Below are 22,142 nucleotides of genomic sequence, written 5' to 3'. Positions count from 1 at the left end.
CCCAGAGTAGTTCCAATCTGGGCGGTGCCCAAATCTCTCCTTCAGCATCCGAGATAAGGCGATAGCGGACCTTGGAGCTCTCACCGGGCGCGCGCCGCGGCCCTGCTGATCGCGATGAACTCCGCCTCCACCGCCACCGGACCAACCGTCCCCGACGCCTTTACCGCGCGTTCGGCGTCGAGCAGCCGGGTGATGGCGGTGGAGAGGCGGTCGCCGCGCCACAGGCCGATCTGGCGCTGCACCGTCGCTTTTTCCTTCCAGAACACCGCCTTACCCGCGCCTGACGCCATGACGGCGTCGATGCTGCTGCCCTGATCTACGTCGCTGCGGAGTTGGGCGAGGAGGAGGGCGCGCTTGAGCACCGCGCGGATTAGCGGGATGCCTTCGATGCCAACCGCGGCGAGGCGGGCGAGCTCGCCGCCGACGCGATCGGGGCTGCCGCCCATCACCGCGTCCACGAGCCGGCCCATATCGCCTTCATCGGCATCGGCGCCGAGCGCGTCGATCGCGGCATGGTCGAGTTCGGCGGGACGATCGGGCGCGGCGTCGAGATAGAGCGCGAACTTCCGGATTTCCTGCGCCAGGATCGCGCGATCGCCGGCTGCGGCGGCCGCCAGGCGCCTGGCGACGTCGTTGGAGGCGAGGCGCAGCCCCGCATCGCGCGCCATTGCGGCGGCAAGCCGATCGGCGTCCTGGCCCTCGGGCGCATAGCTCGCAAAGGCGAGGATCGCCTGCTGGTCTAGCGCATATTTGAGGAACGCGCCCGTCGCGCGCAGCGTGCCTGCGACCGCGACGACGGGATTGCCCGCCCGTGCTGCCTCGACCAGCGCCTGGACCGCAGGCAGCGCATCATCGGCATTGGCGAGAGTCAGCCGGATATAGCGCGCCCCGCCGAACAGCGAAATCGACGCGGCTTCGTCGGCAAGTCGCGCGGGATCGCCTTTGAGTGTGGCGGAATCGAGCTCGATCCGCTCGGCATCGGGGCCCATGGCGCGCTCGAGACGTTCGGCGAGCGCGCGCGAGCCCGATTCGTCGGGGCCGTGGAGCAGATAGAGACGAACATCGGGGGAGGGCGCGTCGAGCGCACGCTCGATCTGGCCCTTATTGGCCTTCACGGCGTTCCCGCGGGCGGCGAATCCCCGGAATTCTGCGCATAGAGCGCGAGCCGCGTGACGATCTGGTCGGCGATAACCTGCGACAGATTCTCGAGCGCGGTATTCTCGGCGGCGATCGTCGCATATTCGGAACTGACGATGTCGATGCCCGCATCCGAACCCGCGGTCGCGTCGAGCACCACGGTGCCCTTGCCGGCTTCGACCAGGCGGTAACGCGCGCGCAAGGTGCGGCGCTCGCGCGTCACGGTATCGTCGCGGCGAACGCCGAAGCCTGTGATCTGGTCGTCGAGCTCGATCTCGAGACGGTAGGTGGCGGCTCCTTGCGGCATCGCGCCGAGCCGGTCGGTCACGGCGTTGCGCACCAGCCAGCCGGCCTTGCCCGGAATCGCCGCAACTTCGATCTGGCCGAGTGATTGCGCCACCGCACCCTTTGACCCGCCGCCATAGAGCGGGCGCAGGCCGCATCCCGAAAGGGCGAGCGAGGCCGTGACGACGGTGAGGAGCGTGGTCGTTCTATGCGAGGCTCTCGCCCGCACCGTTTGCCCTGAGCTTGTCGAAGGGCCTTCCTTCCTTCCCGCAATTCGACAGAAGGAAAGGGCTTCGACAAGCTCAGCCCAAACGGGCTTTAAGAAACGAGACAGGGCGGTGGCGCGCTTCATGCCACCAGATTGACCAGACGGTCGGGAACCACAATCACTTTCTTGGGGGCGGCCCCGTCGAGCTGGCGCAGGACATTGGGCGCGGCCAGGGCCAGCTTTTCGAGCTCCTCGCGCGGCGTGCCTTTGGCGACCATCAGCGTGTCGCGCAGCTTGCCGTTGATCTGCACCGCGATCGTCACCTCGTCATCGACGAGCAATGCGGGATCGACGTCGGGCCAGGCGGCGTCGGCGACGAGTCCGTCCTCGCCCAGCCTCGCCCAGCCTTCCTCGGCGAGGTGCGGCACCATCGGCGCGACAAGCCGGAGGACCGTGCGGATCGCGGTCGCGCGCGATGCGGAGGGCTTCGCCTTCTCGATCGCGTTGGCCAATTCGTAGAGCTTGGCGACGGCCTTGTTGAAGCCGAGATCCTCGATGTCCTCGGCAACGCCTGCGATGGTCTTGTGGAGCTTGCGGTCCAGATCCTTGTCTTCGCCTTGAGCATCTTCGAGCCCGTCGATCAGGCGCCACAGCCGGTTGACGAAGCGCCAAGCGCCCTCGATCCCCGCTTCGGACCAGGGCAGGTCGCGCTCGGGCGGGCTGTCCGACAGCATGAACCAGCGCACCGCGTCGGCGCCGTACTGGTCGACGATCGGGCCCGGATCCACGGTGTTCTTCTTGGACTTGGACATTTTCTCGACGCGTCCGCGCTGGACGGGCTCTCCGCTCGCGATCGCGACGATCTGGCCGTCGCGCGCTTCGACCTCCTGCGGCGACAGCCAGTTGCCGTCGGGCGCCTTGTAGGTTTCGTGAGTCACCATGCCTTGGGTGAACAGCCCGGTGAAGGGTTCGGCCACGTCGATCTTGCCGATCTTCTTCAGCGCCCGCGTCCAGAAGCGCGCATAGAGCAGGTGCAGGATCGCGTGCTCTACGCCGCCGATATACTGGCCTACGGGCAGCCAGCTCTCGGCGACCGCTCTGTCGAAGGGCTTGTCGTCGGGCTGGCTCGCGAAGCGGATGAAATACCAGCTTGAATCGACGAAGGTGTCGAGCGTGTCAGTTTCGCGCCGCGACGCTTTTGCGCATTTGGGGCAGTCGACATGCTTCCATGTCGGGTGCCGGTCGAGCGGATTGCCGGGAATGTCGAAGCTCACGTCCTCGGGCAGCTTCACGGGAAGCTGGCTCTTGGGGACGGGCACGACGCCGCAATCGTCGCAGTGGATGAAGGGGATCGGCGTGCCCCAGTAACGCTGGCGCGAAACGCCCCAGTCGCGCAGCCGCCAGACGGTCGTGCCCTTGCCCCAGCCTTCGTGCTGCGCGCGCGCGATCACCGCCTGCTTGGCGGCCTCGATCTCCATTCCGTTGAGGAAATGCGAATGGACGAGCCTGCCCGGCCCGACATAGGCTTCGCCGCCCACGGGCTCGTTCTCATGACCCTCGGGTGCGACGACGCGATTGACGGGAAGCCCATATTTGCGCGCGAAGTCGAGGTCGCGCTGGTCGTGCGCGGGGCAGCCAAAGATCGCGCCCGTGCCGTAGTCCATGAGCACGAAATTGGCGACGTAGAGCGGCAGGTGCCAGTTGGGATCGAAGGGATGCTGGACGCGCAGGCCGGTGTCGAAGCCCTTCTTTTCCGCGGTCTCGATATCGGCCGCGGCGGTGCCGCTCTGCTGGCATTCGGCAATGAATGCCTGCAGATCGGGGCTGTTCTTCGCCAGCTCCTGTGCGATCGGGTGATCGGCGGCGATTGCGGTGAAGCTTGCCCCGTAAAGCGTGTCGGGGCGTGTCGTGAACACCTCGAACCCGCCGGGGCGGCCGGCGAAGTGGAAGGTGCAGCGCATGCCGACGCTCTTGCCGATCCAGTTTTCCTGCATCAGCCGGACCTTTTCGGGCCACTGGTCGAGCGCGCCGAGACCGTTCAGCAGATCATCGGCGAAATCGGTGATCTTGAGGAACCACTGGCTGAGCTTGCGCTTTTCGACCACCGCGCCCGAGCGCCAGCCCTTGCCGTCGATCACCTGCTCGTTGGCGAGCACCGTCATGTCGACGGGGTCCCAGTTGACCGCCGATTCCTTGCGGTAGACGAGGCCGGCTTCGTACAGGTCGAGGAACAGCGCCTGTTCCTGCCCGTAATATTCGGGCTCGCAGGTCGCGATCTCGCGGCTCCAGTCGAGCGCGAAGCCGAGGCGCTTCAACTGCGCCTTCATCGCCGCGATATTGGCGCGCGTCCATGTCCCCGGATGGACGTTCTTCTCCATCGCGGCATTTTCGGCGGGCATGCCGAAGGCGTCCCAGCCCATCGGATGCAGCACCTCATGCCCCGTCATCCGCCTGAAGCGCGCGAGGACGTCGCCCATCGTATAGTTGCGCACGTGCCCCATATGGATGCGCCCCGAAGGGTAGGGGAACATCTCGAGCACATAGGATTTGGGCTTGGCGCTGGCGTCGGACGCGCGGAAGGTTTCGCGCTCGTCCCAGATTTTCTGCCAGCGCGCGTCAGCCGAGAGCGGATTGAAGCGCGACGCCATATGTCAGGCCTGGATCAACCGTAGAGGGCGCTGCGGCGAAGGTCGCGCGCCTTGGTCAGGATGATTTCCTCAAGCTTCTGCACCGTTGCGGCCTGGACGGGGGTGTCGACCCACTGACCGTTCTGGTTGACCTGGCGAAGTGCGGCAACCTTGAGCGCGTCGGCGCGCAGATCCTGGTCGAGGATGGTGACGGTCACCTTCATCCGCTCGCCCGGCGACGACGGATTGGCATACCAGTCGGTCACGATCACGCCGCCGTTGGAATCGGTCTGGACAAGCGGCATGAACGACAGCGTGTCGAGGCTCGCGCGCCAGAGATAGCTGTTGACGCCGATCGTCGTGACCTTGGATGCGGCGAGATCGGCGGCCTTGGGGTCGTTCGTGCGCGGGGTAATGCCGAGATCCTGCTTCACCCAGTCCATCGTGCCGGCGCAGGCGCCAAGCACGGATAGAAGGGCGATCGCCGCGACGGCGCTGGTCTTGCGAGCCATGAAGAAATCCTTGGAAATATGCTCTGTCGGGGCCGTTATAGAAGCTCGCGCGCACTTGCCAAGCGCCCGTTTTTCGCGGGTATCATGTTACCCCTGTGTGTAATGTGCAACATATCGCGGAAATTTCGGGTAGTTCGCTGGAAATCCTCGACGGGATCATGATATGGGCGGAACGAAGGTAGAGGACTGACAAGGGTATCATGACGGCGATTCGGGCAGGTTGGGCAATTGGTGGCGTGGCGCTTGCCGCGACCGGCCTGTTGCTATCGCCCGCGATCTTGGCGGCGCGCGAAGCGAGCCCGACGGTACAAAAACCGCGGGTTTCCTTGAGCGCGCGCGGGGGGATCGGCTCGTTCACGCCCGCCGCTGCCGATCCAAGACTTGCCGCGATCCTTGCCAAAAGCGAACTCGCCAGCACCGGGTTTCGATTCACGCCGACGAGCGACTCGGCCAAGAATCGCCAGGTCACCGTCGCGGTCCGTGCGCGCTCGAGCGAGCAGGGCCAGTCGACCGCGCTTCGTGGCGAAACGCCGACGATCGCATCGCTCGGCATTCAGCCCTCGGCCTATAATCTCGGCGCCTCGATCGGCTGGAAACGTTTCGCGCTTTCGGGTGACGTTGCGCGGATCGACACTGGCCTCGCGCCCGGTAGCCGCGAGACGATCACCGCGGGCGCCAGCTACAACGCGCCGCGCTGGAGCGGACGCGTCCAGGTCGGCGCCGATCGCGGCATTGGCCATCAGCCGCGCCTGATCGTACCTGAGGCTACGTATTCGCTCGACGTCGGGGGCAGCTACAGGCTGACGCGCAACCTCGATGTCACGGCGGGCGTGCGCTATCGCATGGAAGAGCGCGATCGCCTCGGCACGATCGATGACAACCGCCGCGACAGCCAGGCGGTTTATGTCGGGACTGCCTTCAAGTTCTGATTCCAGACCTTGATCGTTTCCGGATGAAGCAGCCTGAAACGTGAATCAAGGTCTCAACCCTGTGAATCAGGCTCTAGCGGGGCGTGAGTCCGTCGATTGCTCCCCAGCCATAAGCCCCAAGCCTTTTCGTGGCGCGCGCGCGACGTGGATCCATTCCGCCCAGCGCTATGACGGGACGCGCGGCGCGGCGTAGCAGCGCGGCAAAGCGCGCAGGACCAAGCGCCGCAGCACCGGGGTGCGAGCGTGTCGCATGGACGGGCGAGACGAAGATCAGGTCGGCGCCGTTGCGTGCGGCGCGCGCCAGCTCGGCGGCATTATGCGCCGGCGCGGTATGGATCAGATTCCCGCCGCCCCGCTCGCGACCATGAAAGCCGTCTGCCCGCCAGGCGCGCGCGAGGCTTGGGGGCCCGGCGAGCACGAGCACCAGCCCCTTGCGCCGCGCGATGCGCCTGACGCGCTCGAACAGCGCACGGCGTTCTCCTGCGGCCAGCGTATAGTGGCGAAAGACGATCCCCGCGCCGCGCGGCAGCGCCGTGATCGCGGGGAAGAGCGCGTCGCCCAGCCTTTCATCGGTCATCAGCCATAAGCAGGGGTGGCGGCGCGTCATCGCGCTGCCTATAGCAGCGGCCATGTCGGAACAGGAAATTCTCGATGCGGCCGTACGCCGCGAAGCCGTGCTGACGGCCATGAGCAAGGCCGCTAAGCTCGCTGGCCGCAAACCCGAAGGCGTGACGTTGATTGCGGTTTCCAAGACGCACGATGCTGACGCCATTTGTCCGCTGATCGATGCCGGCCAGCGCGTGTTCGGCGAAAATCGCGTGCAGGAGGCGCAGGAAAAATGGGCAGCGCTGCGCGCGACGATACCTGATATAGCGCTTCATCTCGTCGGGCAGCTTCAGTCGAACAAGGCCGAGGATGCGGTCGCTCTGTTCGACGCGATCCATTCGGTCGATCGACCGTCGCTCGTCACCGCGCTGGCGAAGGCGATGGACAAGGCCGACCGCCGGCCCGACTGCTTCATACAGGTCAACATTGGCGACGAGCCACAAAAGGGCGGTTGCGCGATTGCCGAGCTGCCGGCGCTTCTCGCGCAGTCGGCCGCTGCGGCGCTCCCGGTCAGCGGGCTGATGTGCGTGCCGCCTGTTGATGTCGAACCCGCACCCTATTTCGCGCTGCTCGCCAAGATCGCGCGCGACCACGGGCTTGTCCGCCTCAGCATGGGCATGTCGGGGGATTTCGAGACTGCGATTATGACCGGGGCGACGCATGTGCGCATCGGCACCGCGTTGTTCGGCGGGCGCGGGTGAGGTTCGACGATGGTATCGACCGTCATCGATCCCCCAGACCGATGACCATGAGGTTCGACGCCATCATCTTCGATTGCGATGGCGTACTTATCGACAGCGAGGTTGCGGTCAACAGGGCCATTGCCGAGACGCTGACCGCGCTGGGACTGCCGACGACGCTCGATCAGGCGATCGCGGATTTCACGGGCCACAGCAGCGAGGAGACCGATCGGCTGATCGCGGCGCGATGGGGCCGGCCAATCCCCGACCGCTTTCGTACGATGGTTCGCGACGCCGTGATGGGCGGTCATGACGCGATTCCGATGGTGCATGGCGCCGACGTTTTTATCGCGGCGCTGCCTCCCTCGCCCCGCGCGGTGGCCTCATCCAGCTCGACGCAGTGGATCAAGGGACATCTCGACCGGCTCGGCCTCGCGCCGTACTTCAATGGGCATCTCTATAGTGGTCGCGAGCATGTTTCGCGGACCAAGCCTGCGCCCGACATCTATCTTCACGCTGCGGCGGCCATCGGCGCCGATCCCGGCAAGACCGTCGTGATCGAGGATTCGCCCACGGGCGTTATCGCGGCGGTCGCCGCGGGCATGACGGTGATCGGACTCTGCGCGGGCAGGCATTGCCGTCCGGGCCTGGACGCACGATTGCGTGAAGCGGGAGCGCACCATGTGGCGGCGAGTTATGCCGAGGTGTCCGCATTCCTGGCATGAGTGCGGGGACCCATCCGTCGTCATGCTGAACTTGATTCAGTATCCATGAACACGGCGATCGACGAAAATTCTCCGACGTCCGTGTTCATGGATCCCGGAGCAGGTCCGGGATGACCAAACCCCGCTAAAGCTGATGCCCGGTGCGGTCGCGCTTGGTATCGAGATAGCCCTGATTGTGCGGATTGGGCGCCATCTGGTGCGGCACGCGCTCCAGGACGTCGATGCCCTCGGCCTGCAGCCGCTCGACCTTGTTCGGGTTGTTGGTCAGCAGCCGGATGCGCTCCTGTCCGATCAGCCGCAGCATCCGTGCCGCCACGCCGAAATCGCGCGCGTCGATCGCAAAGCCCAGACGCAGATTGGCATCGACGGTGTCGAACCCCTGATCCTGCAGGCTGTAGGCCCTGAGCTTGTTGATCAGCCCGATGCCGCGGCCTTCCTGCCGCAGATAGAGCAGGATTCCCCACTGCGCCGCGATCTCATCAAGCGCGCCGTGGAGCTGCGGTCCGCAATCGCACTTCAGCGATCCGAGCACATCGCCGGTCAGGCATTCGCTGTGGAGCCGCACCAGCGGCGGGGTGCCGTCGGGCGTTCCGATGATCAGCGCGACATGCTCGCCGGCCTGGTCGAGGCTGCGGAAGGCGACGATTTCGGAATGTTCGGCTACCTCGACGGGCAGCCGCGCGCGCGCCGCGATGACCAGCGCGCGCGAATCGTCATAGACTGCGATGTCGTCGGGGGTGATCGTGACCTCGATCCCGGGCGCGGCCCCGGCAACGAAGAAGGCGGGAAGAAGCCCCGCCAGTCGTGCAAGCTCGAGCGCAGCGCCCGCGGCGTCCGAACCACGACAGGGTAGTGTCCGGTAGGGACCCTTTAGCGGCGTCGCGAGGTCGAGCGCCGGGTCCGCGAGCGCGACGGCGCCCGCAAGGTCGATCCACGGCGCGCGTGCGACGATGACGGGCTTTTCGGGCGCTGCAGCGTCGATCTGGTTGGCGAGCTTGAGCGTGGCCGCGCGCGCGGCGGAGATCAATATGTTCGCCTCGCCGGTGACGTCGAATGCCTTGAGCCGTGCATCGTCGGCGGTCTCTACCGCGAGCAGCGCAACTGTTTCATGCGCGTCCCGAAGCGCGATCGGCCAGCCGCGCCGCAGCGCATCTATGGCGCGGGCAACGGCACGCGAGTCGCTCAAAAGCGGAACTCCGTGACGATCGGGATATGGTCAGAGGGCTTGAGCCAGCTCCGGCACGGCTCGTGGACGCGGTGCGCAACCGCCTGTTCGGCCACATCCTTCGATGCCCACATATGGTCGAGCCGCCGGCCGCGATCGGATGCCGCCCAGTCCTTGGCGCGATAGCTCCACCAGGTATAGAGCCGTTCGGGCGCGGGCACGAATTGGCGTCCGAGATCGATCCAGTCATGCGCAGCCTGCAGCCGGCCGAGCGTGTCGACCTCCACCGGCGTATGGCTGACGACGTCGAGCAACTGCTTGTGACTCCACACATCGGATTCGAGCGGTGCGATGTTGAAATCGCCGACGAGCAGCGTGGGTACCGAGAGTTTTTCCGACCAGCCGATCATCCGTTCGAGGAAATCTAGCTTCTGTCCGAATTTGGGATTGAGAGTGCGATCGGGCACGTCGCCGCCCGCGGGTACATAGACATTCTCCAGCCGCAGCCCGTTGTCGAGGCGCACGCCGACATGCCGCGCCTCTCCATTGGCTTGCCAGTCGAGCCGGTCATCCTCGCGAATCGGAATCTTCGAGACGATCGCAACGCCGTGGTGCATCGGCTGGCCATGCAGGATTTGATGGGTGTAACCGAGTTTGTGAAATGCGGCGGCGGGAAAGGTATCGTCGACCGTCTTGGTCTCCTGAAGGCACAAAATGTCGGGTGTTTCCTCGCGCAGGAAGCGTTCGACGATTTCCATGCGAAAACGCACGGAATTGATGTTCCAGGAAGCGATCTTGAGCGTGTCGGACATGGAGCAACGCTCTAGCGGCGCCTCGATCCGATGGCTAGTCACTGCTAATCCCGGGCCGAACGGCCCGCAAGGCCGAGTGGCCGCCCGAGCTTATGTGAGGAGGTCAATCGCGCGGATGCGCGCGCCCGGCGCCTGAGGGCAACCAAAAAACGAAAAGGCCCCCGCTCCGGGGGCTTGGAGCGAGGGCCAACCTGCGTTCGTCACGCGAGGCGGGACGTGGGGTCACTCCGGCAACAGGGGGAAATCCGGAAAGCGACCCCACGGCCGCACTGTTGATATCTAATGGCCCCAACCTGTCGCCAATATGAATGACCGCGTCAGCCGCGCGGTCCCTTGGGGCGCGGATCGTTCCAGCGGAACGCGTTATCGGCGACCGCGACGTTGAATTTCTGGCTGCTGAGCCGGATCGTCGTACGGTTGTTCTGCGAATCGAGCGCCACCCAGCCCTGAAGCATCAGGCCGCCGGGCGCAGAGGCATTGCGGACAAAGGCCAGCGTCAGCGTGCCATATTCGGGGCGCTTCGGATCGCGCGCCTCGACCACGACGATGCGCTCATCAGCGGTCGGAACGATCTTTGCGACGCGTGAAAGATCGGGATCGGGATCGAGCAGCACCGCCAGCGGCGATTTGCCGATCGGCCAGCGCTGCACCTGCTTGACCTGATAATCGATCATGGTCAGCGCCTTGCCATCGCCCACGATCAGCAGCGGCACGCCCTTTTGATACTGGAAGCGAATCTTGCCCGGGCGTTTCATCGTCAGCGTGCCCGTTACCGTCTTGCCCGCGCGATCGGTCTGGCTGAACCCCGCGGTCATGCTGGAAACGCTACGCAGATGCGCCGAAACCTTGTCGAGATCCCCCGGCGCCGCGACAACCGCGGGCGCCGCGAGCACGCCAAGGCCCAGGGGAACTGCGGCGAGCGCGAGCGCGAAACGACGAAACATGCGAAAACTCCTGCGTTCTTGTACCGCGGCTATGCGGGGCCGGGATTGAATGCCAACTGAACCCGGTTGTTCCGGCTTAGCTTAAAAGCGAAATGTGCATAGCCCATCGGGGCGCAGCTCAAGATAGTTTCGGCCGATGACATCCATCCCAATGATGACGTCGAAACTGTTCACATCTGCCAAGCCGATCCCGAATATGGTCCCGTCCAGCATGTGCGGAAAGGCTGGGACGGAACCCGGTTCTGCCATGTAGAATCCCGCGCGAAAGGCAAAGCGGTCGGTCTGGATCATTCCTCCCGCGGTCTGGACCGGCTTCTTGCCAAGGCTTGTCAGCCCAAGTGCTTTGGCGATGCGAGCTGTCAATCCGCTCGCAGTGGCCCCGGTGTCGAGCAGGGCTTGGACCTCAATGAGCGTCGTCTCATTCGGCGCACCAGCAGGCGGCATCACTGCGGCTCGAAGTATTAGTTTCGAACGGTCGTGATGCCAGTTAATTTCCGGCATGCGAGAAGATGCCGAGATCCACCGGTTCGTCGGTCACTTCTTGAATCGAAAAGATACCATCGGCAAAACGCTTTAATCCCGCGCGATAAGCGTCACCAACATCGTCGAAATAGTCGATTAGCCGTTGATTGCGTATCAAGACATATTGATGTCTGTGATTGCGCAGGATCGAGGCGAGATGCCTTTGGAAAAAGTCGTAGTTGGCATCAACTTCGCGCGCTTGAGCCTGTCGGTCCATCGCTTTTCTCCCTTGACCGACGATAACATATTCCAGCGCGAATTCAGAGGCAGGGCGTTCCGAATCGTCGACGAGCCGACTCGAAAACGAGTCGAAGCGTTCAGAGCGGCCGGCCGTCGGTGTCCATCAGCACCTCGCGCCGGCCGACATGGTCTGGGCGCGAGACAAGGCCTTCCTTCTCCATGCGCTCGATCAGCCGCGCGGCGCTGTTGTAGCCGATGCGCAATTGACGCTGCAGCCAGCTCGTCGAGGCCTTCTGGCTTTCGGCGACGAGCTGCGCGGCCTTACGGAAGAGCTGGTCCTCGGGACTGTCGTCGCCGGTCGGCGCGCCGTCGATCGCATAGCCGCCATCCTCGGGCTCTTCGGTGACTGCCTGGATATATTCGGGGGTGCCCTGGCCGCGCCAGTGATCGGCGACGCGGATCACCTCCTCGTCCGAGACGAAGGGGCCGTGGACGCGCACGATCTGCTTGCCGCCGGGCATGTAGAGCATGTCGCCCTTGCCCAGAAGCTGTTCTGCGCCCTGCTCGCCGAGAATCGTGCGCGAATCGATCTTGCTGGTCACCGCGAAGCTGATCCGCGTCGGCAGGTTGGCCTTGATCACACCCGTGATGACGTCGACCGAGGGGCGCTGCGTCGCCATGATCAGGTGAATGCCCGCGGCGCGCGCCTTTTGCGCGAGCCGCTGGATCAGGAACTCGACTTCCTTGCCCGCGGTCATCATCAGGTCGGCAAGCTCGTCGACCACGATCACGATCTGGGGCAGCGGCTGATAGTCGAGCTCTTCCTCCTCATAGATCGGCTGGCCTGTATCGGCGTCATAGCCTGTCTGGACGCGGCGGCCGAGCTTCTGCCCCTTGGCGCGCGCAGTCCTCACCTTCTCGTTGAAGCCCGCGAGGCTGCGGACCGCGAGCGATGCCATCATCCGATAGCGCTCCTCCATCTGCTCGACCGCCCATTTGAGCGCGCGCACCGCCTTGGCGGGGTCGGTGACGACCGGGGAAAGCAGATGCGGGATCCCGTCATAGGTGGAGAGTTCGAGCTGTTTGGGATCGATCATGATCAGCCGGCACTGATCCGGGCTCAGCCGATAGAGCAGCGACAGGATCATCGCGTTGAGGCCGACCGACTTGCCCGAACCGGTGGTGCCCGCGACGAGCAGGTGCGGCATCGGCGCAAGATCGGCGATCACGGGATCGCCCGCGATATTCTTGCCGAGGATCAGCGGCAGCGCGCCGCCCTGGTCGGCAAAGCCATGCGACGTCACCAGCTCGTGGAACGAGACCGCCTCACGGATCTTGTTGGGCAGCTCGATACCGATCACGCTGCGCCCGGGAATGGTCGCGACGCGCGCCGACAGCGCCGACATGTTGCGCGCAATGTCGTCGGCGAGCTGGATGACGCGGCTCGCCTTGATGCCCGCCGCGGGCTCGAGTTCGTACATTGTGACCACGGGACCGGGACGGACCTCGACGATCTGCCCCTTCACATGGAAATCGTCGAGCACTGTCTCGAGCAGCCGCGCATTGCGCTCGAGCGCGGCCTTGTCGAGCTTCTGGCCGGAGGGCGGCGGCGCTGGCTTGAGCAGCTCGGCCGAGGGGAGCGTGTAGCGGTCCTTGAGGTCGAAAGACGTCTGCACCGCGCCCTGGGGCTTCTTTTCGGGCGCTGGGTCCCTGCGGCCGGGCAACGAGATGATCGGCGCGCGACGTTCCTCGGCCTCGGCCGCCTTGCGCGGCTCGGCACGGCGCGGCGCGGGCTCGGCGATCGCAATGCCGCTGTCCTCGTCTGCATAGTCCTCGTCGAAATCGCCGTCAGCGCGTTCGCGGCGGCGGAAAAGCCAGGCGCGCTCCTCGTCGTCGAGCCCGAGGCTCTTCGCCCACAGCACGATGCCAGCGCCGGCGAACCCGACCAGCAGCGCCGCGCGGATCCAACCACGCGCGGGCACCTCGCCCAGGAAACCCAGTCCCCAATCGACGATTCCCGCAAGCGCCAGACCAAGCGCACCGCCGAAACCGCCGGGCAGCCAGGGCAGCGCATTGGCCCGGAACAGCGCGAGTGCGCCGCCGACGAGCGTGATGCCGATGAGCGCGCCGAGCAGCATCCGCCGCCAATGGCCGACCGGAACCCCGCGCAGCAGTCTTATGCCGAATACCAGCAGCAGCGGCGTGACCAGCGCGATCGCGGGACCGAAGACCGAGAGCAGCAAATCTGCGGTCCACGCGCCGACGCCACCCACCAGATTGCGCGCGGGCCCCTCGGCCGCGGTCATCATCGCCGGATCGCCGGGTTTGTAGCTTGCGAGCGCAAGCACGAGCAGCAGCGTGGCGAGCAGCACCGCAGCACCGCCGATCACCGCGCTGGTGCGAACCGCGCCGCGCTTCATCGACTCGCGCCAAACCGGCACGCCCTTGCTCATGCGGCTTGCCATGCCACCCCCGAAAATGCGCGGAAATCCTGTTGTTCCGCATATGTACAATGCGCTCCGGGGCGACTCCGCGTCAAGAGTCCCCGGCAAATCGCTGCATTTACGCGACGAGCCGTTACGGGCTTTTGTGGGCGTCGTGGGTGCGATAAGGACAGGATATGACTGCGGAAACCATCGAGCACAGCGACGTCATCATCCTCGGGGGCGGGCTTGTCGGGCTCACGCTCGCGATTGCGCTAGGTAGCCAGGGCGTGACCTCGATCGTGATCGACCCCGCCGATCCCGACGCGCAGCTCGCCCCCGGGTTCGACGGCCGCGCCTCAGCGGTGGCGAGCGCGAGCTGGCGGATGCTCGAGGCGATCGGCGTCGGCGGGTATCTGGAGGGCAAGGGTTGCCCGATCCGCCGAATTCATGTGAGCGACGGGCTCGCCCCCGGCGTGCTCGACTTCACCCCGGGGGACGAGGAAGGTCCGCTCGGCATCATGTTCGAGAACCGGCTGCTCCGCGCGGCGCTGCGCGACGCCGCGCTCGCACAGCCCAATATCCGCCTGACGATGCCCTCGCGCGCGGCCGAGGTGGTGCGCGACGCGACGGGCGTGCATGTCACGCTCGAGGACGGGCGCAGGCTCAGGGCGTCGCTGCTCGCGGCGTGCGAAGGTCGCAACTCGCCGACGCGCAGCGCAGCCGGGATCAACGTCGCGCGCTGGCAATATGATCACGCCGCGATCATCTCGGCCTTCGAACATGAACTGCCGCACGACAATGTCGCTTACGAGATCTTCTATCCCGCGGGTCCTTTCGCGCTGTTGCCGCTGCTTCCCGGAAACCGATCCGCGATCGTCTGGACGGTGAAGGCGGAGGATGCACCCGCGATGCTCAAGCTCTCCGACCGCGCCTTCTGGGCCGAGGCCGAAAAGCGCATGGGTGGCTTTCTGGGCAAATTGAGCGCCGCCGCGCCGCGCCAGAGCTATCCGCTCGGCTTCCACCACGCCGCGCACATCACCGGCGAGCGGCTCGCGTTGGTCGGCGATGCGGCGCACGGCATCCATCCGATCGCCGGGCAAGGGCTCAATCTCGGCTTCCGCGACGTCGCGGCGCTCACCGAAGTGCTCGCCGAAGGCGTACGCATCGGGCTCGATCCGGGCGATGCCCAACTGCTCGCGCGTTATGACCGCTGGCGCGGCCTCGACACCTTCATGGTGGCGGCGTCGACCGACAGCCTCACGCGTCTGTTCGGCCTGCCGGGCCGCAGCGCTTCGGCTATCCGCCGCTTCGGCCTCGGCGCGGTCCAGCGAATCCCGCCGCTCAAGCGCCGCTTCATGGACGAGGCGCGCGGCGAATCGGGCACGCTACCGCGGCTGCTCCAGGGATTGCCCGTTTGACCTGAACTCGCGACCTAGCGAACCTCGCGCAGAGTCGATAGGAGCGCCCCCGACAGCTTTCGAGGAGAAAACGCAATGCAGGCGGTTGGCGTGATCGGCGCGGGACAGATGGGGGCGGGCATTGCCCAGGTTTCGGCGCAGGCGGGTTACCGCGTGCTGCTCGCCGATGCACGGCTGGAGATCGCCGAGCGCGCCAAGGAAGGCATCGCGCGTCAGCTCGGCCGACTCGTCGAAAAGGAGAAGATCGCCGCGGAGGCGCGCGATCAGGCGCTCGAACGGATCGAGCCGATCGCCGATTTTGCAGCGATGGCGACGGCCGGCCTCGTCATCGAGGCGGCGACCGAGCGCGAAGAGGTAAAGCGGGCGATCTTCGAGGATGTCGGCAAGGTGCTCGGCCATCAGGCGGTGCTGGCCTCCAACACTTCGTCGATCCCGATCACGCGGCTGGCGCAGGCGACACCCGACCCGAAGCGCTTCGTCGGTGTGCACTTCTTTAATCCCGTGCCCGTCATGGGGCTGATCGAACTGATCCGCGGCCTTGCCACCGCCGACGAGACCGTGAAGACCGTCGAGACCTATGCCGCCGCCATCGGCAAGAAGGTGGTTCATGCCAATGATGCGCCGGGATTCATCGTCAACCGCATCCTGCTGCCCATGCTCAACGAGGCGTGCTTCGCGCTGGGCGAGGGCGTGGCGACGATCCGCGACATCGACACCGCCATCACCATGGGCCTCAACCACCCAATGGGTCCGCTCACGCTTGCCGACTTCATCGGGCTCGATACCTGCCTCGAGATTTGCAAGGTGCTCTATTCGGGCACGGGAGACCCCAAGTTCCGCCCCGCGCCGCTGCTCGTGAAATATGTCGAGGCGGGCTGGTACGGCCGCAAGACCGGCCGCGGCTTCTACGACTATTCGGGGGACGAGCCCGTCCCGACGCGGTGAGCGCACGTGCCCCTCCCTGCAAGGGAGGGGTTAGGGGTGGGTGTCGCCGTCAGGCGATCAAAACTCCGTGGATGAAGGGCTCGCTTCGCTCGCGACCCACCCCCTGCCCCTCCCTTGCAGGGAGGGGAGCGACGGGCGATCACGCGTTTTTCCATTTTGCCCGCGTCCCCTTCGCGCTATGCGGGCCAATCGTCACCGGGCCGGGGAAAGCCATGACCGTTTCAATGCCGCGATCGCTGTTCGCCTTCTCGATCTTCTATGGCGGGATGGTCTGCATCGCGGGCGTGCTGGGCAACAAGCAGGTGGCGCTGGGACCACTTTCGGGCATAGGGCCCCTGGTAGGGCTTGGGCCGCTGGCGGTGGAAGCGGGCATCTTCGCATTCCTCCTCCTCGTCGTGGTGTCGAGCGCGGTTGCCGAGCTTCATGGACGCGCCATCGCCAACCGGCTGGTGCAGATCGGCTTCGTGCCGCTGATCGCCTCGATCCTGCTATCGATCATCGTGCTCGCTGCACCCGCCGCAACCGAAATGGACCCGGCGCGCGCTGAGGCTTTCGCGATGATGATGGGCGGAACGCCGCGCATCTGGCTCGGTGGCATCATCGCCTATGGCATTTCGCAGACCTTGAATGTCACGATCTTCGCGGCATTGAAGGGTCAGGAGGGCGAAAGGCTGCTTTGGCTGCGCGCGGGCATCGCGAGCGTGCTCAGCCAGATCGTCGACACCTTGCTGTTCATCACGATCGCCTTTGCAGGCGTGTTCCCGATCGGCGAGCTGCTCATGGGGCAGATGATCTCTAAGATCCTGCTGTCCGCGATCCTGGTCCCGCCGCTCATCTACCTCTTCGTCGCGCTCGGGCGAAAGCTCGACGCCAAGCCACTGGAAGCCTGAACCGTGTCCCACGCCCCTGATCCCGCACTGCTCGCGAAAGCCGAAACGCTCACCGAGGCGCTGCCCTATATGCAGCGTTATGCGGGCAAGACCTTCGTCGTGAAATATGGCGGCCATGCGATGGGCGATCCCGAACTGGCGCGCGACTTCGCCGAGGACGTCGTGCTGATGAAGATGGTCGGGATCAACCCCGTCGTCGTCCATGGCGGCGGGCCGCAGATCGGCGCGATGCTCAAGCAATTGGGCGTTGAATCGCAGTTCGTCGATGGCTTGCGCGTCACCGATGCCGAAACCGCGAAGGTCGCCGAAATGGTGCTTTCGGGCGCGATCAACAAGGAAATCGTCGCCTGGATCGCGCAGGCGGGTGGCCGCGCCGTCGGGATCTCGGGCAAGGATGGCGGTTTCGTCACCGCCGAGAAGGTCAACCGCACGCGGCGCGATCCCGACAGCAATATCGAGCAGGTGATCGACCTGGGCTTTGTCGGTGAACCCGCCTCGGTCGACCGCACCGTTCTCGATACGATCTCGTCCGCAGGCATGATCCCCGTCGTTGCGCCGATCGGCGTAGGGGCGGACGGCCATACCTATAACATCAATGCCGACACGATGGCGGGTGCAGTGGCGGCCGCGATGGGGGCGTCGCGGCTTTTCCTGCTGACCGATGTGCCGGGCGTGCTCGGCAAGCAGAAGCAATTGCTCACCGATCTCGATCCGCACGCGATCGCACGCCTGCAACAGGACGGGACGATCTCGGGAGGCATGATCCCCAAGCTCGAAACCTGCGTCAGGGCGGTCAATGCCGGCGTCGACGCCGCGGTCATCCTCGACGGGCGCGTGCCGCATGCGATGCTGCTCGAAATCTTCACCCGGCGCGGCGCGGGTACGCTCGTGCATCGTTGAAGCGGTTGCCGCCGGGGTTCGATTTCGGCGGAAGCGCTTTGCACTTCCACCTCAATCGATCAGGCGCTAGGGGGCTGAACTATAATCTTTGCCGGGGACGCACATGCAAATCCTGTTGGAAATCGTCTATTATCTGGCCACCGTGCTCACCTGGATCATCGTCATCCAGGCGGTGCTGTCCTGGCTCGTCGCCTTCAACATCATCAACACCACCAACGAGTTCATGCGCTCGGTGCTCTATGCGCTCGATCGCATCACAGCGCCGATCTATGCGCCCATACGCCGGATCATGCCCGATCTCGGCGCGCTCGACCTGTCGCCGCTCGTCGTGCTGCTGATCCTCTACATCATACGCAACATCATCATTCCAAATCTTATGATGTCGCTGGCCTGATTGGCGGTCTGGCGCGCCGACGCGAAGGGAATCACCGTCTCGGTGCGCGTCACCCCCCGCGCGTCGCGCGACGCGGTGCTCGAGCCCAAAGGAGGCTGGCTGCCCGTCCGATTGCGCGCGCCGCCGGTGGAGGGCGCGGCCAATGGCGCGCTTGTTCGTTTCCTCGCCAGTGCGCTCGACCTGCCGCGGCGCGACGTGATGATCCGGAGCGGAGAGGCCGCGCGGCTCAAGCATGTCCGGCTCGAGGGCGATCCCGAGCGTCTGGCGGAAGCCCTTGAGAGACTGTACAGAGCATCGCCATGACAGCGGAAATCATTAACGGAAAAGCCTTTGCGGAGGGCCTGCGCGAACGTGTCGCGGCGGCGGTGCCCGAGTTTCACAGCGCCTCCGGGCGTGCGCCCGGCCTCGCGGTCGTGCTGGTGGGCGAAGACCCCGCAAGCCAGGTCTATGTTCGCTCCAAGGGCAAGGCGACGGTCGCCGCGGGCATGCAGAGCATCGAGCACAGGCTACCCCCGAGCGTCAGCCAGGACGAACTGATTGCGCTGGTAGCGGCGCTCAACGCCGACGACATGGTCGACGGAATCCTCGTCCAGTTGCCCCTGCCGCCGCAGATCGACGAAAAGGCGGTGATCGCCGCGATCGATCCCGCGAAGGACGTCGACGGCTTCCATGTCGTCAATGCGGGAAGGCTCGCGGTGGGCGAGGACGCGCTGGTGCCGTGCACTCCGCTTGGCTGCCTGATGCTGCTCAAGGACAAGCTCGGCGATCTCTCGGGGCTGGACGCGGTGGTGATCGGCCGCTCGAACATCGTCGGCAAGCCCATGGCGCAACTGCTCATCAAGGAAAGCTGCACCGTCACCGTCGCGCACAGCCGCACAAAAGACCTGTCCGATGTCGTCCGCCGCGCCGATATCGTCGTCGCCGCGGTGGGGCGACCCGAGATGGTGAGGGGTGGCTGGATCAAGCCGGGCGCAACGGTCATCGATGTTGGCATCAACCGCGTTCCCTCGACCGAACCGGGCAAGACGCGGCTGGTGGGCGATGTCGCCTATGCCGAGGCGGCTGAGGTCGCGGGCGCAATAACGCCCGTGCCCGGCGGCGTCGGGCCGATGACGATCGCGGTGTTGCTGCGCAACACGCTGGTCGCGGCGCATGCGCGTCTCGGCCTCGCCGCGCCCGAAGGACTCTGAATCCGCTTTTCAACCGCGCGGCCTTGATTCGCGCGATCACCTGATCCAGCGTGCGGCTATCGGGACAGGGGGCATGTGCGCGCAATGATTGAACTCTTCATCTCGGCGTTCGTCACCTTCCTCGTCGTGATCGATCCTCCCGGTTGCGCGCCCATCTATGCCAGCCTGACCACGGGGGCGGCTGTGCAGGCGCGCCGCGCCATGGCGATCCGCGCGGTCTTTGTCGCCTCGCTGATCCTGCTCGTTTTCGCGCTGTTTGGCGAAAAGCTGCTCGGCGCGCTTGGCATCAATCTCGACAGCTTCCGCATCGCTGGCGGGATCATGCTCTTCCTGATCGCGCTCGAAATGGTCTTCGAAAAGCGCACCCAGCGTCGCGAGGAACGCGCAAAGGAAGTACAGGCGAGCCCCGAGCACGAGGATGTCTCGATCTTCCCGATGGCGATCCCGATGATCGCCGGACCCGGCTCGATCGCGTCGGTCATGCTGATGATGGCGCGAAGCAAGGGGATCGAGGAAACCTTTGTCGTGCTCGCCGCGATGGCGCTGGTGCTCGTCATCACGCTTGCCTGCCTCATCGCGGCGGGGCCACTGATGCGCATGGTCGGCCCCAAGGTGGAAGCGGTCATCACGCGCCTGCTCGGCGTGCTGCTCGCCGCGCTTGCCGCGCAGTTCGTGATCGACGGGATCAAGGGCAATCTCGCCTGACCCTGCCGTCGGGCTGTCCTACATGATCGCCCCGGCCTATGCTTGCGTGCGGCCGCCACTCAGCCCACGCGTCGGTGCGGGCGAATCAAGATGGCTGTTTGTGAGAAACTTGCGAAGTTAAGTGAAACTAAGCGCGCTCAGTCCTCGATCCGCCACAGCTTGAAGGGCGACGTCTTGGGCAGCGGCAGCGGGGTCAGCCAGACGGGCACCTTGCCCGCCTCGAGCTGCGCGTAGAAGCCCTTGGGGCTGCGCGCCTTGTAGACCGTGCCTTCCGCAAATCCGGGACAGATCATAAGCAGAGTCGCGCCATGCTTCTTCGCGATCGCGCGCGCCTTTTCGGGTGTGCCATCAAAGGCATGGTGCAGGTCCAGGATCGCCTCGCCGTTGCGGTGATAGGGACCCGAGATCGCGTCGTGATGCGTCAGCGTGATCAGCCGCGGACCGAGGTCGTTCATCGTCATGATCACGGTGCGCGGGAATTTGTCGAGTGGCGCCATCGCGGGGATCGTGCCGCACGCGGCGCCGGCCTTGCGCACGACGGTGTTGTGCCTGGTCTCGGCTTCCTTCGGCACCATCTTGACGACCCAGGGCACCGCAAAGCCCGATCCGATTAGGACGACCATCGCGGCGCCGAGTATGCGCACGAGCATATGGCGGCTGGCGCGGAGCCGCGGGAAGAGCAGCCAGATCAGCGAGACGCCTCCGGGCACTGCGAGGAGCTGCGCCGCCGGCGCCGCGCGGCTCTGGAAGAAGAGCAGGGCGAAGCCGCAGGCCGACAGCAACGTCGCCGCGCCCCAGGCCGCGAGCCTGGCGGGATCGCGTCGGTTGAACCAGAGCGTCAGCATGCTCCCGATCAGTCCGGCGACGGGCAACCCGAGCATCGTCGCCATGACGCGCCAGTCCTGCCGATAGACGGGGCGTACCTCGCGGATATTGTTGAGCCAGCTCCGTTGAAGCTCGTCCGACACCCCCTCGGGCCGCCCGACGCACTGCGGCCAGGACGCGGCGAAGAAGCCCCCGAGGATCGCGGCGGCGACGGCCGCGGCGCCGATACGCTGCCAGCGCGCCGCCAGTGGAAGCCGGGCGATGACGAGCAACAGCCCGCCGGCGAGGACCATCGACGACATCCATACTGGCGAAAGCACGTCGCAGCGCGGCAGCCGGTTGTCATAGGAGGCGAACAGCGCATAGCCGAGTGCGGATCCCGCCGCGAGCGCGACCGCATAGGTCTGGAGCCGCGCCGATTCGGCCTGATCCCAGATCCAGCGCAGTGTGACTGCGGCCCCGGCAAGTCCCAGATAGGGCATCATCTCGAAGCCGATGACGAGCGAGAGCGCACTGGCGCCGCCCACCGTCAGCCCGCCGCGACGGCGTTCGGGATCGACCAGTCCCGCCACGATCAAGGCGAGCAGCGCCAGTTGCCAGTTGTGATGATCGATCCGCGTTGGCGAGAACATGCTCATCGTCGACGATGCGCCGATCAGCAGCAGCGCGGCGAGCGCGAAGCTCCACGGCGCGATCAGGCGCCGTACTGCGAGGCCGAGCGCGAAGATCGCGACGCCGAGCGGAAGCAGCGGTGCGATTGTGACCGCAATGCGCTCGGCGATCGCGGTACCGAAAAAGGGCTTTGTCGCGAGGATGAGCCCGGCGATCGGAAGATCGACGAGACGTGACCAGTGGACATTGAAGCCCTGCGGCGGATTGAGCCGATATTGGCGCAGATCGAACCACCCCTGGCCATCGAGCCAGGCGCGAACCTGCATCATCCGCAGATTGTCGTCGGTGTCTCCCAGCGCGAACCAGTGGATCGCGCCCCAGCGGCTTGCGATCAGGAACGCGGCGAAGGCGACCCAGATCAAAAGCGTCCAGAACCGCCACCGATCCTCGCGCAGCCAGGCCATGGTCCGCGCGCTGTCCCCCGAAAACGCCATTGTGCTCACCG

23 protein-coding genes are annotated in these 22,142 nt (G+C 65.5%); 11 read left to right on the top strand and 12 right to left on the bottom strand.

The window, feature by feature from the left end:
- Positions 1–80: 80 nt before the first annotated feature.
- The 4 genes from holA to D3876_RS05275 form a co-directional block, all read right to left on the bottom strand.
- Entirely contained in the window at positions 81–1,115 is a 1,035-nt protein-coding gene (gene holA / locus D3876_RS05290) for a DNA polymerase III subunit delta (RefSeq protein ID WP_119760111.1), read from the bottom strand.
- Positions 1,112–1,651: an LPS assembly lipoprotein LptE gene (gene lptE, locus D3876_RS05285; RefSeq protein WP_238475250.1), complete on the bottom strand. Its 540-nt coding sequence runs from the start codon at positions 1,649–1,651 to the stop codon at positions 1,112–1,114. Before lptE ends, holA begins: the two co-directional genes overlap by 4 nt.
- A 119-nt stretch (positions 1,652–1,770) precedes the next feature.
- Entirely contained in the window at positions 1,771–4,278 is a 2,508-nt protein-coding gene (gene leuS, locus D3876_RS05280) for a leucine--tRNA ligase (RefSeq protein WP_119760107.1), read from the bottom strand.
- A 14-nt stretch (positions 4,279–4,292) separates the two neighbouring features.
- The gene (locus D3876_RS05275) at positions 4,293–4,769 is read right to left on the bottom strand and encodes a DUF3576 domain-containing protein (protein ID WP_182911881.1); all 477 of its coding nucleotides are present in this window, start codon (positions 4,767–4,769) and stop codon (positions 4,293–4,295) included.
- 200 nt (positions 4,770–4,969) lie between these two features.
- Here D3876_RS05275 and D3876_RS05270 point away from each other — a divergent pair, with 200 nt between their 5' ends.
- A complete protein-coding gene (locus D3876_RS05270; protein ID WP_119760106.1) occupies positions 4,970–5,698 on the top strand; it encodes a porin in 729 nt (242 codons plus the stop codon).
- A 73-nt stretch (positions 5,699–5,771) separates the two neighbouring features.
- On the opposite strand, the gene D3876_RS05265 is transcribed toward D3876_RS05270, so the two are convergent.
- Positions 5,772–6,275, bottom strand: coding sequence for a thiamine phosphate synthase (locus tag D3876_RS05265; RefSeq protein WP_238475249.1), 504 nt, complete (start codon positions 6,273–6,275; stop codon positions 5,772–5,774).
- 52 nt (positions 6,276–6,327) lie between these two features.
- On the opposite strand from D3876_RS05265, the gene D3876_RS05260 reads away from it, so the two are divergent.
- Positions 6,328–7,005 carry a YggS family pyridoxal phosphate-dependent enzyme gene (locus D3876_RS05260; protein WP_119760104.1) on the top strand — a complete coding sequence of 226 codons (678 nt, stop codon included), beginning with the start codon at positions 6,328–6,330 and terminating at the stop codon, positions 7,003–7,005.
- A 47-nt stretch (positions 7,006–7,052) separates the two neighbouring features.
- Complete coding sequence (locus D3876_RS05255) at positions 7,053–7,709, top strand: HAD family hydrolase (protein ID WP_119761069.1); 657 nt, start codon at positions 7,053–7,055, stop codon at positions 7,707–7,709.
- A 124-nt stretch (positions 7,710–7,833) separates the two neighbouring features.
- Here D3876_RS05255 and ribA read toward each other — a convergent pair whose 3' ends face one another.
- The 6 genes from ribA to D3876_RS05225 form a co-directional block, all read right to left on the bottom strand.
- Positions 7,834–8,895, bottom strand: coding sequence for a GTP cyclohydrolase II (ribA, locus tag D3876_RS05250; RefSeq protein ID WP_119760103.1), 1,062 nt, complete (start codon positions 8,893–8,895; stop codon positions 7,834–7,836).
- Positions 8,892–9,686, bottom strand: a complete 795-nt coding sequence (locus tag D3876_RS05245; protein WP_119760101.1) for an exodeoxyribonuclease III — start codon at positions 9,684–9,686, stop codon at positions 8,892–8,894. The genes ribA and D3876_RS05245 overlap by 4 nt, the downstream gene beginning before the upstream one ends.
- 317 nt (positions 9,687–10,003) lie before the next feature.
- A complete protein-coding gene (locus D3876_RS05240) occupies positions 10,004–10,630 on the bottom strand; it encodes a LolA family protein (RefSeq protein WP_119760099.1) in 627 nt (208 codons plus the stop codon).
- Between the two features lie 81 nt (positions 10,631–10,711).
- The gene (locus D3876_RS05235; protein ID WP_119760098.1) at positions 10,712–11,131 is read right to left on the bottom strand and encodes a retropepsin-like aspartic protease; all 420 of its coding nucleotides are present in this window, start codon (positions 11,129–11,131) and stop codon (positions 10,712–10,714) included.
- Positions 11,118–11,369: a hypothetical protein gene (locus D3876_RS05230; RefSeq protein ID WP_119760096.1), complete on the bottom strand. Its 252-nt coding sequence runs from the start codon at positions 11,367–11,369 to the stop codon at positions 11,118–11,120. Before D3876_RS05230 ends, D3876_RS05235 begins: the two co-directional genes overlap by 14 nt.
- Positions 11,370–11,469: 100 nt before the next feature.
- Positions 11,470–13,797 carry an FtsK/SpoIIIE family DNA translocase gene (locus tag D3876_RS05225; protein ID WP_119760094.1) on the bottom strand — a complete coding sequence of 776 codons (2,328 nt, stop codon included), beginning with the start codon at positions 13,795–13,797 and terminating at the stop codon, positions 11,470–11,472.
- Positions 13,798–13,952: 155 nt separating this feature from the next.
- Between D3876_RS05225 and D3876_RS05220 the strand changes: the two genes are divergently transcribed.
- From D3876_RS05220 to D3876_RS05185, 8 genes are all read left to right on the top strand, one after another.
- Positions 13,953–15,176 (top strand): FAD-dependent monooxygenase, encoded by a 1,224-nt coding sequence (locus D3876_RS05220; protein ID WP_119760092.1) that lies wholly within the window; start codon positions 13,953–13,955, stop codon positions 15,174–15,176.
- Positions 15,177–15,251: 75 nt separating this feature from the next.
- Positions 15,252–16,121: a 3-hydroxybutyryl-CoA dehydrogenase gene (locus D3876_RS05215; RefSeq protein WP_119760090.1), complete on the top strand. Its 870-nt coding sequence runs from the start codon at positions 15,252–15,254 to the stop codon at positions 16,119–16,121.
- Positions 16,122–16,333: 212 nt separating this feature from the next.
- Entirely contained in the window at positions 16,334–17,011 is a 678-nt protein-coding gene (locus D3876_RS05210; RefSeq protein WP_119760089.1) for a queuosine precursor transporter, read from the top strand.
- Positions 17,012–17,014: 3 nt separating this feature from the next.
- Positions 17,015–17,911, top strand: a complete 897-nt coding sequence (argB, locus tag D3876_RS05205; protein ID WP_238475248.1) for an acetylglutamate kinase — start codon at positions 17,015–17,017, stop codon at positions 17,909–17,911.
- A gap of 103 nt (positions 17,912–18,014) precedes the next feature.
- Positions 18,015–18,305 (top strand): YggT family protein, encoded by a 291-nt coding sequence (locus D3876_RS05200; RefSeq protein WP_119760087.1) that lies wholly within the window; start codon positions 18,015–18,017, stop codon positions 18,303–18,305.
- On the top strand, positions 18,306–18,608 hold the full coding sequence (locus D3876_RS05195; protein ID WP_119760086.1) for a DUF167 domain-containing protein: 303 nt from the start codon (positions 18,306–18,308) through the stop codon (positions 18,606–18,608).
- Positions 18,605–19,495: a bifunctional methylenetetrahydrofolate dehydrogenase/methenyltetrahydrofolate cyclohydrolase FolD gene (folD, locus tag D3876_RS05190; RefSeq protein ID WP_119760084.1), complete on the top strand. Its 891-nt coding sequence runs from the start codon at positions 18,605–18,607 to the stop codon at positions 19,493–19,495. The genes D3876_RS05195 and folD overlap by 4 nt, the downstream gene beginning before the upstream one ends.
- Positions 19,496–19,579: 84 nt before the next feature.
- Entirely contained in the window at positions 19,580–20,200 is a 621-nt protein-coding gene (locus tag D3876_RS05185) for a MarC family protein (RefSeq protein WP_119760082.1), read from the top strand.
- Between the two features lie 137 nt (positions 20,201–20,337).
- Here the strand turns inward: D3876_RS05185 and D3876_RS05180 are convergent, their stop codons facing one another.
- Positions 20,338–22,131, bottom strand: a complete 1,794-nt coding sequence (locus tag D3876_RS05180) for an AcrB/AcrD/AcrF family protein (protein ID WP_238475247.1) — start codon at positions 22,129–22,131, stop codon at positions 20,338–20,340.
- Positions 22,132–22,142: the final 11 nt, after the last annotated feature.

This window comes from Sphingomonas cavernae, assembly GCF_003590775.1.
Taxonomy (GTDB): domain Bacteria; phylum Pseudomonadota; class Alphaproteobacteria; order Sphingomonadales; family Sphingomonadaceae; genus Sphingobium_A; species Sphingobium_A cavernae.
The sequence above is the reverse complement of the archived record's forward strand: the minus strand, read 5'-3'. Positions and strand labels throughout refer to the sequence as shown.